This is a genomic window from Staphylococcus roterodami, assembly GCA_022493055.1.
GTDB lineage: Bacteria > Bacillota > Bacilli > Staphylococcales > Staphylococcaceae > Staphylococcus > Staphylococcus singaporensis.
In genome coordinates, this window is sequence record CP092781.1 from 1,025,124 (window position 1) to 1,040,192 (window position 15,069).

14 protein-coding genes, 1 pseudogene and 1 riboswitch are annotated in these 15,069 nt (G+C 31.2%); of the genes and pseudogenes, 9 read left to right on the forward strand and 6 right to left on the reverse strand.

The genetic code is table 11. The features are described 5' to 3' along the window. Positions 1–11 precede the first annotated feature (11 nt). Together ML436_05090 and graF are read right to left on the reverse strand one after the other, a co-directional pair. Entirely contained in the window at positions 12–587 is a 576-nt protein-coding gene (locus ML436_05090; protein ID UMT79109.1) for an ECF transporter S component, read from the reverse strand. Between the two features lie 76 nt (positions 588–663). Further along, positions 664–764: riboswitch (TPP riboswitch) on the reverse strand. A 417-nt stretch (positions 765–1,181) separates the two neighbouring features. Continuing rightward, positions 1,182–1,316 carry a glycopeptide resistance-associated protein GraF gene (graF, locus tag ML436_05095; GenBank protein ID UMT79110.1) on the reverse strand — a complete coding sequence of 45 codons (135 nt, stop codon included), beginning with the start codon at positions 1,314–1,316 and terminating at the stop codon, positions 1,182–1,184. A gap of 152 nt (positions 1,317–1,468) precedes the next feature. Between graF and ML436_05100 the strand changes: the two genes are divergently transcribed. From ML436_05100 to ML436_05125, 6 genes are all read left to right on the forward strand, one after another. Next, positions 1,469–2,758, forward strand: coding sequence for a hypothetical protein (locus ML436_05100; GenBank protein ID UMT79111.1), 1,290 nt, complete (start codon positions 1,469–1,471; stop codon positions 2,756–2,758). A 403-nt stretch (positions 2,759–3,161) separates the two neighbouring features. After that, on the forward strand, positions 3,162–4,334 hold the full coding sequence (locus ML436_05105) for a class I SAM-dependent rRNA methyltransferase (protein UMT79112.1): 1,173 nt from the start codon (positions 3,162–3,164) through the stop codon (positions 4,332–4,334). Positions 4,335–4,387: 53 nt separating this feature from the next. Beyond that, positions 4,388–4,930, forward strand: coding sequence for a DUF697 domain-containing protein (locus tag ML436_05110; GenBank protein ID UMT79113.1), 543 nt, complete (start codon positions 4,388–4,390; stop codon positions 4,928–4,930). A 153-nt stretch (positions 4,931–5,083) separates the two neighbouring features. After that, positions 5,084–5,350: a phosphocarrier protein HPr gene (locus ML436_05115; GenBank protein ID UMT79114.1), complete on the forward strand. Its 267-nt coding sequence runs from the start codon at positions 5,084–5,086 to the stop codon at positions 5,348–5,350. Between the two features lie 2 nt (positions 5,351–5,352). Then, on the forward strand, positions 5,353–7,071 hold the full coding sequence (gene ptsP, locus ML436_05120; protein UMT79115.1) for a phosphoenolpyruvate--protein phosphotransferase: 1,719 nt from the start codon (positions 5,353–5,355) through the stop codon (positions 7,069–7,071). Positions 7,072–7,305: 234 nt separating this feature from the next. Then, on the forward strand, positions 7,306–8,622 hold the full coding sequence (locus ML436_05125) for an ISL3 family transposase (protein UMT79116.1): 1,317 nt from the start codon (positions 7,306–7,308) through the stop codon (positions 8,620–8,622). On the opposite strand, the pseudogene ML436_05130 reads toward ML436_05125, so the two are convergent. Beyond that, positions 8,600–8,668, reverse strand: a pseudogene (locus ML436_05130) (hypothetical protein). The gene ML436_05125 and the pseudogene ML436_05130 sit on opposite strands and share 23 nt — an antisense overlap. Before the next feature lie 131 nt (positions 8,669–8,799). Further along, a complete protein-coding gene (locus tag ML436_05135; GenBank protein ID UMT79117.1) occupies positions 8,800–9,033 on the reverse strand; it encodes a glutaredoxin family protein in 234 nt (77 codons plus the stop codon). A gap of 193 nt (positions 9,034–9,226) precedes the next feature. Here ML436_05135 and ML436_05140 point away from each other — a divergent pair, with 193 nt between their 5' ends. The 3 genes from ML436_05140 (at position 9,227) to ML436_05150 (ending at position 12,398) form a co-directional block, all read left to right on the forward strand. Continuing rightward, complete coding sequence (locus ML436_05140) at positions 9,227–10,588, forward strand: cytochrome ubiquinol oxidase subunit I (GenBank protein ID UMT79118.1); 1,362 nt, start codon at positions 9,227–9,229, stop codon at positions 10,586–10,588. Continuing rightward, positions 10,585–11,604, forward strand: a complete 1,020-nt coding sequence (locus ML436_05145; protein ID UMT79119.1) for a cytochrome d ubiquinol oxidase subunit II — start codon at positions 10,585–10,587, stop codon at positions 11,602–11,604. The genes ML436_05140 and ML436_05145 overlap by 4 nt, the downstream gene beginning before the upstream one ends. 131 nt (positions 11,605–11,735) lie before the next feature. Continuing rightward, entirely contained in the window at positions 11,736–12,398 is a 663-nt protein-coding gene (locus ML436_05150; protein UMT79120.1) for a TrkA family potassium uptake protein, read from the forward strand. Between the two features lie 188 nt (positions 12,399–12,586). Here ML436_05150 and ML436_05155 read toward each other — a convergent pair whose 3' ends face one another. Then, on the reverse strand, positions 12,587–14,284 hold the full coding sequence (locus ML436_05155; GenBank protein UMT79121.1) for a ribonuclease J: 1,698 nt from the start codon (positions 14,282–14,284) through the stop codon (positions 12,587–12,589). Next, on the reverse strand, positions 14,284–14,502 hold the full coding sequence (locus tag ML436_05160) for a DNA-dependent RNA polymerase auxiliary subunit epsilon family protein (protein ID UMT79122.1): 219 nt from the start codon (positions 14,500–14,502) through the stop codon (positions 14,284–14,286). The genes ML436_05155 and ML436_05160 overlap by 1 nt, the downstream gene beginning before the upstream one ends. Positions 14,503–15,069 lie beyond the last annotated feature (567 nt).

Sequence of the window (15,069 nt, forward strand, 5' to 3'; positions counted from 1 at the left end):
GCATGCTCCTTTTATAAGTTGTCGTAGTCTTCTTTAGAAGCAGGTCTAAATAATCTTGTAACTCCTGTCTTATCTAATGCTTTTACTAAAAGATAAGAGAATACACCCGCGACAACTGCGCCACTAATTAGTCTAAATACGATGAATAAAGTTAAATTCCAACCTGCAACTTCATTTAAGTAGCCATAGTAATAATCAATAGGGAAAGCTGCAATTGCAGTACAAAATCCTGCTAACATAGCTACCATAACTGAACGAGATTGGTATTTAAAAATTGCAAAGACAAGTTCACAAGCTAAACCTTGAATAAAAGCGTAAACGATAGTTGGAATATCGAAACGGCCCATAATGATAGTTTCACCTGCACCAGCAGCAAATTCAGCTAAGAGTGCAATACCTGGTTTAGGAATGATTAAATAGCAGACAATTGCTGCCATGAACCAAACCCCATTTGTGAGTTGCTCGAGGTGAAGTCCTGTAGCTTGTACGCCATTGTATACAAACCACCATAAATTGTAAATAACTGCGAATACTACTGAAATAAGTACGGTTACTAGAATTTCAGATAGCTTTAAACCTTTTGACATTTTTACATCCTCCTAATAAAAAAACGCACAACCATCCATAGGAAAGTTGTGCGTTCACAATATATATCATTAAAGCATATGTATAGTAACACTTTCCTACGCTAGTTCAAACTAGATCAGGTTCGAAGGGTTTGAGGGCAAGCCTCATCTCAGTATAAAACACCCCTAGTGTGTGCGATTTATTTAATTATACTGTAAGACGTTTGCAAAATAATGTCAATACCTCTGACGAATTGAATCTAGTTAAATTTATTTTCAAAATAATAATATTTGTTTTGCTAGTATGTTGAAATGTGATGTTTGAAAATAATTGAATATAAGTGTAAATTACGAAAAGTTGGTATTGAGAGTAAGGAAATGCTTGTATTAGGCGCTTGTAATAAAGTAATGAGAAAGAAATAAAACATGTATGATACTTAACTACATAATAGCCTCTTGAAATTTTAAAAATAACGAGAGGTGAGGAGTACAGACGATTGCCATGTTTCATTTCACATAAGCCCCTACAAAAAAGGTTGAAAGGGAAAGAGTAGGAATGCTTTCTAAGCACACATGCAAGCCCCTAACAACTAAAGAATGTTAGGGGCTTTAACTTTAATTTAATGTATCTTGTATATCTTGTTTTGTTTGATTAATATCGTCTGTGTTTTCTTCTTTTTTATCTTTTAATTTTTCTTCTACTTCTTTAGCTTTTTCTGCAGCTTTTTTATTTTTATCTTCATTTGTCATGATTAATTCCTCCCAAAGTTGGATAATGATTTACATATGGTTTTTACCCAGTTATGCTTTTTATAAACTTTTCTAAGTCTATAGCACTATTTATTCATTTATATAAAGACAACAACATTAGATTAATATATAATGATTTTGAGGTGAACATAATGTCTTTTCTTAGGAAACACGCCGAAATTATTTTTAGCTATTTAATCGGTATCGTTTCACTCTTCACTGGTCTCATTATTTTAATCAACTTGCCATTAATTAAACAATTAACAGGTGGCAAAAAAGTTGATACACATGTTCATAACGTGTGGGAATTTCTGAATGCATTTTTCAGCGAAATTGTAAAAGTAATGAGTCGATTTATAGGTAATTTCCCTATAGTTAGTGCAATTGTGATAATTATATTCGGTATTTTAGTTATGTTGATTGGTCATACATTATATAGAACAATTAAGTATGACTATGATATTTCTATCTTTTTCTTAGTTATCGGTATCATGTACTTTATTATTACACTTATATTAATGACTCAAGTATATGGATTCTTTGCAGTGATTTTTATTATTCCATTTACGATTCATATTGGTTATATCGTTTATAAAGATGAATTGAATCAAGAAAATGTTAAAAATCATTACATGTGGATTATCGTAAGTTATGGTATAAGTTATTTAATTACACAAATTGCATTATATGGCAGAATTGATGCTAACGAGATAGAATCAATTGATATATTAAGTGTCAATGCTTTCTTTATTATTATGTGGTTACTTGGTCAAATGGCTATTTGGAATTTCTTATTCTTGCGTCGTGCTTTACCATTAACGAAACAAGAATTAGGAGAAGAAGAGCCAGAATTATCAAGAACGAGTAAAGGAAATGTTACGAATCAAACTAAAATTCACTTGAAACAACTCCAAGATAAGACTACAGAATATGCACGTAAGACAAGAAGAAGTGTCGATTTAGATAAAATTAGAGCTAAAAGAGATAAATTCAAAGCGAAAGTTAATGAAATTATCGATATTCAGGAAGATGATATTCCAAATTGGATGAGAAAACCAAAATGGGTTAAACCTATGTATGTTGAACTATTTTGTGGTGCTGTTATTTTCTTATTTACATTTTTAGAATTTAATAACCGTAATGCATTATTTGTGTCTGGTGATTGGAAGTTGTCTCAAACACAATATGTCATCGAATGGGTTACTTTATTAATTTTGTTATTTATCATCATTGCTTATATCGCTACAACATTAACATTCCATTTGAAAGGTAATTTTTATTATTTACAACTGTTTATGGGAAGTATATTGTTCTTCAAGTTGTTAACTGAATTTATTAATATAATGATTCATGGATTACTTCTTTCAGTTTTCATTACACCAACATTACTTTTAATGTTATTGGCAATTATTATATCTTATTCAATGCAATTACGAGAATGACCATAAATAATGACATGAATTTAAAAGTACTATCTACTAAACAATATGATGTGTACGCTATTAGTTAGAATAAAAACTAACTAAATTCGTTACATTTCAATGATGTTTATAGATAGTGCTTTTTTATTAATTGAAAAGGCGTAATTTTAAAAATAGTAATGATATATTTTACTAACTATAAAATGTTTTTCAAGTGCCTAAATAGCAATCACTTGATTAGATGCTTTTAAGATTGAAGTTATATGCAACATACTCATATCAATTATTCACCTGTATATCATTCGAATTATGAATTTGTTAAAATCAATATTGAGTTTAATAATTAATGACGACGAAATTGAACAATATTAATTGGTCTATAAATATGAAAAACTACAACGAAACATAGAAAGGAAGTTGTCAGATGAAGTTAGCAACTTTAAATAAAGGTAAAGAAACAAAATATTTCAATGGATACCCATTGATAGATGAAGAGGATATATATTCTCATGACCACTTGAAAGAAGGAGACATTTTCCAAATTGTGACAGATAAATCGCAATATGTTGCAACTGCTTATGTTGGAAGACAGCACAAAGGATTAGGTTGGGTTCTTTCATATGATAAGTCTCAGGAGATTGATATTGCATTTTTCACTAAATTATTTAATGACGCAATAGAAGAACGTCAATATTACTTTAATATCGATGGTACGAATGCTTTTAGATTATTTAATGCTGAAGGTGATGGTATTGGTGGATTAACAATTGATTATTATGATGGACATCTTTTAATTCAATGGTATTCCAAAGGCATATATAAATTTAAATATGCAATTCTTGAAGCAGTTAGAAAGGTGTTTAATTATAAATCTATTTATGAAAAAGTAAGATTTAAAGACAGTGAGTATAGTGGTGGATTTGTTGAAGGTGATGCACCAGATTTTCCAATTGTTATCGAAGAAAACTTTACGTTCTATAATGTAGACCTTGAAGATGGTTTAATGACGGGTATCTTTTTAGATCAAAAAGAAGTTCGTAAAAAATTACGAGATCAATATGCTTCAGAACGACATGTACTAAATTTATTTAGTTATACTGGTGCTTTTTCAGTAATTGCAGCAAGTGAAGCAACATCGACTACAAGTGTAGATTTGGCAAATCGGTCTCGAAGTTTAACTGAAGAAAATTTTGGATTAAATGCTATTGATCCTAAATCTCAATATATTTATGTGATGGATACCTTTGATTTCTTTAAATACGCAGCGCGTCATGGACACAGCTATGACACGATTGTAATTGATCCACCTAGCTTCGCACGTAGTAAAAAGCGTACATTTTCAGTGCAAAAAGACTACGACAAATTAATTCATGGTGCTTTAAATATTTTATCTTCTGAAGGGACTTTATTGCTATGTACAAATGCAAGCGTATACCCTTTGAAACAATTTAAAAATACCATTAAAAAAACACTGGAAGACAGCGGTGTGGAATTTGAATTAACTGAGGTCATGGGATTACCAAAAGATTTTAAAACACATCCACATTACAAACCGTCAAAATATCTAAAAGCAGTATTTGTAAATATTAGACATTAAATATTGTAAAAGGGGTATAGTATTTTATTGATAAAAAGAAGGGTGATAATACTATGGGATTTAAAAATAATTTAACATCAAATTTGACTAATAAAATTGGTAATTCAGTTTTTAAAATAGAAAATGTTAATGAAAAGGGCGCTATGCCGTCAACAATTAAAGAGTTAAGAGAAAGACGCGAACGTGCTGAAGCTATTGTAAAAAGAAAGTCTTTAATGTCTTCTACTATGAGTGTTGTGCCAATTCCGGGGCTTGACTTTGGTGTAGATTTAAAACTTATGAAAGACATTATCGAAGATGTGAATAAAATTTATGGTTTAGACCATAAACAAGTTAATAGTCTTGGCGATGATGTTAAAGAACGAATTATGTCTGCGGCAGCAATTCAAGGTAGTCAATTTATTGGAAAGAGAATTTCAAGTGCATTTTTAAAAATAGTGATAAGAGATGTTGCGAAACGTACAGCAGCTAAACAAACAAAATGGTTTCCAATTGTAGGGCAAGCTGTTTCAGCATCAATAAGTTACTACTTTATGAATAAAATTGGAAAAGATCACATACAAAAATGCGAAAATGTTATTAAAAATGTCATGTAGGTGCTATAATAGTTTTGCAATTTGCAAATTTTACTGAAACCGGTTTTAAACGAATTGAATTTAAAGCATGGTTTTGGTAAAGTTAAGGTATAAAACTAAGTTAGTATTGTAATGATATTGAAGATTCTAACTATACGAAGGAGAAATGTAATTATGGAACAAAATTCATATGTAATCATCGACGAGACTGGTATTCACGCTAGACCAGCAACTATGTTAGTACAAACAGCTTCAAAATTTGATTCTGATATTCAATTAGAATATAACGGTAAAAAAGTTAACTTAAAATCAATCATGGGTGTTATGAGCCTTGGTGTTGGTAAAGATGCTGAAATTACAATTTATGCTGACGGTAGTGATGAATCTGACGCCATTCAAGCAATCAGTGACGTCTTATCAAAAGAAGGATTGACTAAATAATCATGTCTAAATTAATTAAAGGTATTGCTGCATCTGATGGTGTTGCAATTGCTAAAGCTTACTTATTAGTTGAGCCAGACTTAACATTCGACAAAAATGAAAAAGTCACTGATGTTGAAGGAGAAGTTGCCAAGTTCAATAGCGCTATCGAAGCTTCTAAAGTTGAGTTAACTAAAATTAGAAATAATGCAGAGGTTCAACTAGGTGCTGATAAAGCCGCAATCTTTGATGCACATTTATTAGTTTTAGATGACCCTGAATTAATTCAACCAATTCAAGATAAGATTAAAAATGAAAATGCTAATGCTGCAACTGCATTAACAGATGTAACAACACAATTTGTAACAATTTTTGAATCAATGGATAATGAATACATGAAAGAGCGTGCAGCAGATATTCGCGACGTTTCTAAACGTGTATTATCACACATTTTAGGTGTGGAATTACCAAATCCGAGCATGATTGATGAAAGCGTTGTTATTGTAGGGAATGACTTGACACCTTCTGATACTGCTCAATTAAATAAAGAATTTGTGCAAGGTTTTGCTACAAATATTGGTGGAAGAACTAGCCACTCTGCAATTATGAGTCGTTCTTTAGAAATTCCAGCAATTGTTGGTACAAAATCAATCACACAAGAAGTTAAACAAGGCGACATGATTATCGTTGATGGATTAAATGGTGATGTTATTATTAATCCAACTGAAGATGAGTTAATCGCTTATCAAGATAAACGTGAACGTTATTTTGCTGACAAAAAAGAGTTACAAAAACTACGTGATGCTGACACTGTTACAGTTGACGGTGTTCATGCTGAACTTGCAGCAAATATTGGTACACCTAATGATTTACCAGGTGTTATTGAAAATGGTGCACAAGGTATTGGCTTATATAGAACTGAGTTCTTATATATGGGTCGTGACCAAATGCCAACAGAAGAAGAACAATTCGAAGCTTATAAAGAAGTATTAGAAGCAATGGACGGAAAACGCGTTGTTGTTCGTACTTTAGATATTGGTGGAGATAAAGAACTTTCTTACTTAAACTTACCAGAAGAGATGAATCCATTCTTGGGTTATAGAGCAATTCGTCTTTGTCTTGCACAACAAGATATTTTCAGACCTCAACTACGAGCATTATTACGTGCATCAGTATACGGTAAATTAAATATCATGTTCCCAATGGTAGCAACAATCAATGAATTTAGAGAAGCTAAAGCTATATTATTAGAAGAAAAAGAAAACCTTAAAAATGAAGGTCATGATGTTTCAGATGATATAGAATTAGGAATTATGGTAGAAATACCAGCAACGGCAGCATTAGCTGATGTCTTTGCTAAAGAAGTTGATTTCTTCAGTATTGGTACAAATGATTTAATTCAATATACACTAGCTGCAGACCGTATGTCAGAGCGTGTATCTTATTTATACCAACCATATAATCCTTCAATTTTACGTTTAGTTAAACAAGTTATCGAAGCGTCACATAAAGAAGGTAAATGGACTGGTATGTGTGGTGAAATGGCTGGCGATGAAACAGCTATTCCATTGTTATTAGGTTTAGGATTAGACGAGTTCTCAATGAGTGCAACATCTATTCTTAAAGCTAGAAGACAAATCAATGGTTTAAGTAAAAATGAAATGACTGAACTTGCAAACCGTGCAGTTGACTGTGCAACGCAAGAAGAAGTGATTGAATTAGTTAACAATTACGCAAAATAAAAAATGCTATCTTAATTAAGATAGTTTCAAAATTAAATCCGAAGCTTTCATACTTTGAATATGAAAACTTCGGATTTTTTGCTTTATATTTTTCTGGTTCTATAATAAATCGGACTGATGGAAAAGTTTTTTACTTTTCATCTGTCCGATTTTTTGATTTTGAATATAAAAAAAGCGCAATTATCTCTATAATTAAAAGTGCCTAAACAAATAACTAAAGGAGATAATGCGCCTATGAATAATGTTATACTAAATACCTTTGATTTTAAAGATAAAAATATTGTTTTTGACGGTAAACTTGAGAAAATTGAGTATAAAGGGAGAAAGTGTTTCTTTTATTACGCAAAACTAATCTATACACCTGAGGTGTGCCCAAACTGCAATTGTAAAAACATTAATGGTAATTTAATCAAAAATGGATCTAAGACTTCTAGAATCACTATGCCTAAAATCTCCGAATATCCAACTTATATCATGTTGCGTAAGCAACGTTTTAAATGTAAAACGTGCGAACGATACTTTACAGCCGAAACACCTGAAGTTGATAAATACTGTTTTATATCAAAAAAAACACGATCAGCTGTACTTAATAAAGCAGCAGAAATTCGTTCTGAAAAATCTATAGCGAAATCCTGCTCTGTGTCAGCTACTACAGTTTCTCGTATCATTGATGAGGCCGCTCAATCGCTTCATCAATCGCCGTATTCTGCACTTCCTGAACATATCATGATGGATGAATTTAAAAGTGTTAAAAATGTTTCTGGGAAAATGAGTTTTATATACGCTGATGCACAAACGCATCATATTATTGATATTGTTGAAGATCGTAGATTAAGTGAGTTGAAAAAGTATTTTTATCGTTTTTCACTTAAAGCTAGAAAACGTGTAAAGACTGTTTCCATTGATATGCATGAAGGCTATATGACATTGATTAAAGAGATGTTTCCGAACGCTAAAATAGTTATCGATCGATTCCATATTGTTCAATTATTAAATCGTGCTTTAAATGGTATTCGAGTCGCTGTTATGAATGAATTAAGAACGACGAATCAACCGTTATATAATAAGTTTAAAAGATATGCGAAATTACTATTAAAACCTGGAGAAGATTTAGAGGCATTTGAATATCGTAAAGTAGCTTTATTTAAGGAATGGAAGACACAAAAGGGTATCGTCAAGTATTTATTAGATCAAGATGATTCGTTAAATGACGCCTACCAATATATCAATCAGCTACGATTCAAACTTAAACATAATGATTATGAAGGCTTTATTCACGAATTAAAACATATGCCATTATCCCAAACGCATTCAGTTGTCCAACGAGCAATTAAGACACTTAACAAACATGTAGACTTTATAAAAAATACATTTGATTATTACAATTTATCAAATGGTCCTTTAGAAGGTATAAATAACAAAATAAAATTAATTAAACGTACATCTTTTGGTTATGGAAGTTACAATCATTTGCGCAATCGAATATTATTATGTTCAAAACTTTACGCTCCAAAAAGTAAAAAGGAAGTTAAGCAATGTTTAGTTGCCTAACTTCCGATATTGAACTCATCAGTCCAATTTGACATAGAGCCATTTTTCTTAAATTAGACTTAAATAGTTGATGTTGATTCAGGCTAAGTAATTTCAGATGTTTGAGAGCGAAGAAAATTTTATCTTAAGGCTGATCTAGATTTTTAAATAAACAAGCTTAAGCTATAAATAGAAGCTTTAATGTTGAATATTTAACACTCTGTTTATTTCTTCTAAATCGACATGATACATTGGTTTACCATCTAATAAAATAAATGGTGTTGAAAATGCATCATAATCCATCATCTCAATTCGGTACTTATTATTGTTGATGTTTTTTTCTTCAAATGCCACTTGATGTTCTGTTAAATAATTTTTTATAAAAGTACAAGGTGGACATTCATTTTGGGTATAAATGATAATATTTGTCATATGAAACGCTCCTTCATTTTTCTAAATTAATATACACAATTATACTTTGAAATACAAATTTGTGAACACATTGTGAACTGACATAAATTATACACAATTTCATAGCGCATAATGTTTCAAATATGCGCGTTATAGCAATTATAATTAAGTTCATTGTGTTGTCATCAAAAAAAGAAAAAGGTGATGTTTTTATATGGATACAGTTGAGATCAGTCGGTTTTTGACAGCCATGACATTAGCAGTTCATATCATTTTTGCAACAATTGGTGTTGGTATGCCTTTAATGTTCGCAATTGCAGAATTTTTAGGTATTCGCAAAAATGATTTACAATATATAGCTATGGCTAAGCGATGGGCTAAAGCATATACAATTACTGTAGCAGTGGGAGTTGTTACAGGTACAATTATAGGACTTCAATTATCATTAATTTGGCCTACATTTATGGAAATGGGTGGTCATGTTATCGCGCTTCCATTATTTATGGAAACATTTGCATTCTTCTTTGAAGCAATATTCTTAAGTATATATTTATATACATGGGATCGTTTTAAAAATAAATGGACACATTTCATAATTAGTATACCGGTAATCATTGGTGGGTCATTCTCAGCGTTCTTTATCACATCAGTGAATTCATTTATGAATACACCGGCAGGATTTGAATTGAAAAACGGGAAAATGGTTAATGTACAGCCATTAGAAGCAATGTTCAATCCATCATTTATTGTGCGCTCTTTTCACGTAATTACAACAGCTGGTATGACAATGGCATTTGTTATTGCATCAATTGCAGCTTTCAAATTATTACGAAATCGTCAGCCAAAGGATACGGGCTACCATAAAAAAGCTTTGAAAATGTCCATGATTGTTGGATTCTTTTCAACATTACTGTCTATGCTGGCAGGAGATTTATCAGCAAAATTCTTGCACAAATTCCAACCTGAAAAATTAGCAGCATATGAATGGCATTTCGATACTTCATCACATGCCAAATTATTACTTTTTGGTGTATTAGATGAGAAGACACATCAAGTCAAAGGTGCCATTGAATTGCCTGGGCTATTAAGTTTTCTTGCAGATAATAGTGTTAAAACAAAAGTACAAGGGTTAAATGATTTCCCTAAAAGTTTACATCCACCTTTAATTGTCCATTATTTCTTTGATTTGATGGTTGCGATGGGGATATTATGTTTTGTCATTTCAGGAATCTATGTGTTAACGCTAATTTTTAAAAAGCTAAGAAAATTCTCAACGCATAAATGGTTGCTTTATGGAATACTTCTAACAGGTCCTGCGTCTATGTTGGCGATTGAGTTTGGATGGTTCTTAACTGAAATGGGTAGACAACCATGGATTGTACGTGGTTACATGCGCGTAGCAGAAGCAGCAACACAAGCAGGCGGTATAACCTTTGTTACAATATTATTTGGCATTTTATATATCATTTTAATGTACACATGCGCTTATGTTTTGATTCGTATGTTTAAAAATAAGCCGGTATTTGAAGACGTTGATCGTTTAGCCAAGAAGCAAGGAGGAGAAGTTGAAAAATGATTTACGCATTTATTGGTATAACTGTTTTATGGTTGTTTTTATTTTGCTATATCATTATTGCTTCTATAGATTTTGGAGCAGGTTTCTTCGCATTGCATTCTAAAATAACAGGTGATGAAAAGAAAATTAATCATTTAATATCACGTTACTTAAATCCAGTATGGGAAGTTACGAATGTATTCTTTGTTTTCTTTTTTGTTGGTTTTGTTGGATTTTTTCCGGAATCAATTAAATATTTAGGTACAGTGTTATTAATTCCAGGATCTATTGCTCTAATCATGATTTCATTAAGAAATAGCTTTTACGCTTTTGAAAATTATGGTCAAGATACTAAATTAACATGGATGATGATGTATGGGTTAAGTGGATTGCTTATTCCAGCTTCCTTATCTACAGCATTAACTATTACTGAAGGTGGCTATATCAATGTAAAAAATAATGTGATTGATTTAGATTGGATTCAGTTATTATTAAGTCCATTTGCATGGTCTGTAGTCTTTTTAGCAATTATTTCAGTATTGTATATTTCATCAGGATTTTTAACATATTATGCGAAAAAAGCTAGCGATGAACCAGCATATCTTTTAACTAGACAGTGGCATATATTTTTAGGGCCACCTATGATTATTATTTGTTTATTTGTATTTTTATCATTAAGAATTCAAAATGCAGAACATTTTTACTCAGCAGTTTTTGAATATTGGTGGATGTTTGCTATAAGTTTTGTATTCTTTGCTTTAGCATCACTTTTAACATATTTGAAAAAACATCATGGTTGGGCATTTGTATTTGTTATTTTACAGATGATGTTCGCATTCTTTGGTTATGGTATAAGTAAGTTGCCATACTTACTATATCCGTTTGTAAAAATTACAGATGCATACGTTAATCCTGAAATGGGTTGGACATTAGTAATTGTCTTTATTTTAGGTTTACTTTTATTACTTCCATCGTTAATATTATTATTAAGGTTATTTGTTTTCGACAAAGAATATGTTGAAGGAAAGAAATCATAAATTGTGATGTAACCCCAACATTCGTTTACTTGCGCTCTTGCAATTAGATTAATTTGTTGGGGTTCTCATTTATATTAGTTCGGATTTAATTTATTTAAAAATTAATGAATAAAATTTGATGGAGGGCGAATATGGGTAAAGAGTATGTTGTCATTGGACTTGGCCGATTTGGCGGTAGTATAGTTCGCGAATTGAATGCATTAGACATGGATGTAATGGCTATTGACTATGATGAAAATAGAGTGAATGAATATAGTGATATTGCTACACACGCTGTGGTTGCTGATACAACTGATGAAGCGGTTATGAAGAGTTTAGGTATTCGTAATTTTGATCATGTCATTGTAGCTATTGGTGAAAATATTCAGTCAAGTACGTTAACGACGTTGATTTTAAAAGAGTTAGGTGTGAAAAAAGTTACAGCAAAAGCACAAAATGATTATCATGCGAAAATATTGAACAAAATTGGTGCTGATACGGTAGTTCATCCTGAACGTGATATGGGTAGACGTATAGCACACAATGTCGCAAGTGCTAGCGTGTTAGATTACCTTGAATTAGCTGATGAACATTCTATTGTTGAATTAAAAGCTACTGAAAAGATGGCAGGGCAATCTATTATAGATTTAGATATACGTGCACAATATGGTATTAATATCATTGCTATCAAAAGAGGAAAAGATTTTATCATATCGCCAAATCCAAATATCAATTTAGAAATTGGTGATATTTTAATTATGATTGGTCATGATAATGATTTAAATCGTTTCGAAAAGAATATTGCAACTAGATAAGAAACGATTACGAGCGTTAAAGACTTAGCTTAAAACGGTTTGAACGAATTTTATTAAATATTGGTGATACAAATATAAGGGATTGATGTTAAATTTTATAATTTTTCATCAATCCCTTTTTTAAAAAACCTACTAACACATGGTATGTTCGATAACATACGATAATTGTGTTAGTAGGTTTATATTTGTTACTTATTTTTTGTTTCTTTTTGTTCGTTAACTTTCATTATAACTGGTAAAATCATAGGTTTTCTAGCTGTCTTTTCATATAGATATGGTTGTAATGTTTCGATAATGGAAGATTTAATTTGATGCCATTGAATATCTTTGTTTTGGTTTAACTTACTAATAACATCAGTTTTAATTTTGCGCTGTGCATCATAAATTAATTGACCAGATTCTCTCATATATACAAAACCTCGTGAAATAATGTCTGGACCTGACAATAATTTATTAGTGTTAAAATCAATACTTACCACAACAATCACAAGACCTTCTTCAGATAACATTTTACGGTCTCTAATTACAACATTGCCAATATCCCCAATACCGCTACCATCAACAAGTACATTTCCAGATGGAATACGTCCAGCCTTACGAGCGGAATCATGTGTTAATGCTAAGACGTCCCCAATATCAAAGATAAAGACATTATCCTCTTCAACGCCACATTCTACACCAGTTTCACCATGCGCTTTTAACATACGATATTCTCCGTGAATCGGTAAGAAGTATTTAGGTTTAATCAAACGTAACATTAACTGTTGATCACCTTGAGAACCGTGACCTGAAGTATGGATATTAGAAATCTTGCTATGAATAACATCAGCACCAGCTTTATATAGTGCATTTATTGTTCTATTAATACTTTTAGTATTGCCTGGAATAGGTGATGAACTAAATACAACTGTATCATCTGGAATGATTTTAATTTGTTTATGTGTACCATTAGCGATTCTTGATAATGCAGCCATTGGCTCACCTTGAGAACCAGTACATAAGATTAACAACTCATGTTTAGGTACAGTATTAATTTTATTTGGTTCAATAAATGTTTCTGGTGGTGCTTTTATATATCCAAGTTCCATACCGATTTTAATATTGTTCTCCATTGAACGACCGAATGTAACAATTTTACGGTTGTTTTTGATTGCTGCTTCAACAGCTTGCTGAACTCGATAAATATTAGATGCAAAAGTAGCAAAAATAATTCTACCTTTACAATTACGGAAGATTTTATCTACGTTTTGACCAACTTCTCGTTCACTTAAAGTAAAATCTGGTACAAGTGAATTTGTAGAGTCAGAAAGTAAACATAATACGCCTTCTTCACCTAATTGAGCCATTTTTGCAATGTTTGCTGGTTTACCAACTGGAGTAAAATCGAATTTAAAGTCACCAGTATGGACAATTTTTCCTTCAGGTGTATCAACTATTACACCATATGTTTCAGGAATACTGTGTGTAGTTAAATAGAATGAAATTGTGAAATGCTTAGATTTGATAACACTGTCTTCATTTATTTCATGTAATTTAGCTGTACGTAATAAGTGATGTTCTTCAAGTTTATTACGTATTAAACCTAATGCTAATGGACCACCGTAAATAGGTATATTAAGTTGTTTTAATAGGAAGGGCACACCGCCTATATGGTCTTCATGACCATGCGTTATAAATAGGCCAACAATTTTATCTTGGTTTTGTTCTAGATAAGTGTAGTCAGGAATAACGTAGTCAATACCTAATAAGTTGTCATCAGGGAATTTAATACCTGCATCGATAATGACGATTTCGTCTTTATACTCTACTGCATAAGTATTTTTACCGATTTCACCTAGACCTCCAAGAGCATATACACCTACTTCATTTGGATGTAATTGTTTCATTATTTAGCAATCTCCACATTGAAGTGTTCTGAATTTTCTTTTTCGTAATCTAAATGTGCGCCCTCTAATTTAGTAATAAATTCAATATTAAAATTACGATCTTTCAAGTAACGACGTACTTGTTCTTCTGTTTGAGCTTCAACATAAAGTGATTGTGTATTCTCACGCACAATTACTTCATCTCTATTATGTTGATAAAAAACTTTAAATACTGCCATGTTAAAAATTCCTCCTAAGAATGTTTGTTTAATTTATTGTTAATCCTAGTAAAAATCGAAATGTAGTATCTACGATAAAATCATTTTAATTGCAAATCATTTTATGAATCTAAAAATTGATTTAACAATTATATTGATTAGAAACTAGGGTCATCTTGTCGTTCATTTTAAAAAATTAGTGAAACATCACTAAAATTTCAGTTAAATCTTATTTTACATGATGAATGATAATAAATAAAGCAGTTTATCTCACTGAAAAGCTAGGATTTTGAATAAAAGTACAGTTGAATTTATAAAAATAAATTTACACATATTGAGATGTTATATAAGAAAGATTTAATGTTTATAATTTAAATAGTTAATTTTTGATGAGGGAAACAGTAAATGTAAGAAAGAATCTTATATGCACATAATCAAAACTAAAACATAGTAGTTTGTTTTAAAAAAGATGTGACATAAATCAAAGAAAAGCTCCCTTCAAAGTTTTCATTTAGTCAATGCCTACTTTGAGGTAGCTTTTCAATAAATATTTAGTGGCTCTTTATGATTTTTGTCCCACTTCCTACA

Coding starts and splice junctions, on each gene's coding strand:
- graF (UMT79110.1), bottom strand. CDS start 1,316: ATGACAAATGAAGATAAAAATAAAAAAGCTGCAGAAAAAGCTAAAGAA.
- ML436_05115 (UMT79114.1), top strand. CDS start 5,084: ATGGAACAAAATTCATATGTAATCATCGACGAGACTGGTATTCACGCT.
- ML436_05110 (UMT79113.1), top strand. CDS start 4,388: ATGGGATTTAAAAATAATTTAACATCAAATTTGACTAATAAAATTGGT.
- ML436_05100 (UMT79111.1), top strand. CDS start 1,469: ATGTCTTTTCTTAGGAAACACGCCGAAATTATTTTTAGCTATTTAATC.
- ML436_05160 (UMT79122.1), bottom strand. CDS start 14,502: ATGGCAGTATTTAAAGTTTTTTATCAACATAATAGAGATGAAGTAATT.
- ML436_05150 (UMT79120.1), top strand. CDS start 11,736: ATGGGTAAAGAGTATGTTGTCATTGGACTTGGCCGATTTGGCGGTAGT.
- ML436_05145 (UMT79119.1), top strand. CDS start 10,585: ATGATTTACGCATTTATTGGTATAACTGTTTTATGGTTGTTTTTATTT.
- ptsP (UMT79115.1), top strand. CDS start 5,353: ATGTCTAAATTAATTAAAGGTATTGCTGCATCTGATGGTGTTGCAATT.
- ML436_05135 (UMT79117.1), bottom strand. CDS start 9,033: ATGACAAATATTATCATTTATACCCAAAATGAATGTCCACCTTGTACT.
- ML436_05090 (UMT79109.1), bottom strand. CDS start 587: ATGTCAAAAGGTTTAAAGCTATCTGAAATTCTAGTAACCGTACTTATT.
- ML436_05125 (UMT79116.1), top strand. CDS start 7,306: ATGAATAATGTTATACTAAATACCTTTGATTTTAAAGATAAAAATATT.
- ML436_05105 (UMT79112.1), top strand. CDS start 3,162: ATGAAGTTAGCAACTTTAAATAAAGGTAAAGAAACAAAATATTTCAAT.
- ML436_05155 (UMT79121.1), bottom strand. CDS start 14,284: ATGAAACAATTACATCCAAATGAAGTAGGTGTATATGCTCTTGGAGGT.
- ML436_05140 (UMT79118.1), top strand. CDS start 9,227: ATGGATACAGTTGAGATCAGTCGGTTTTTGACAGCCATGACATTAGCA.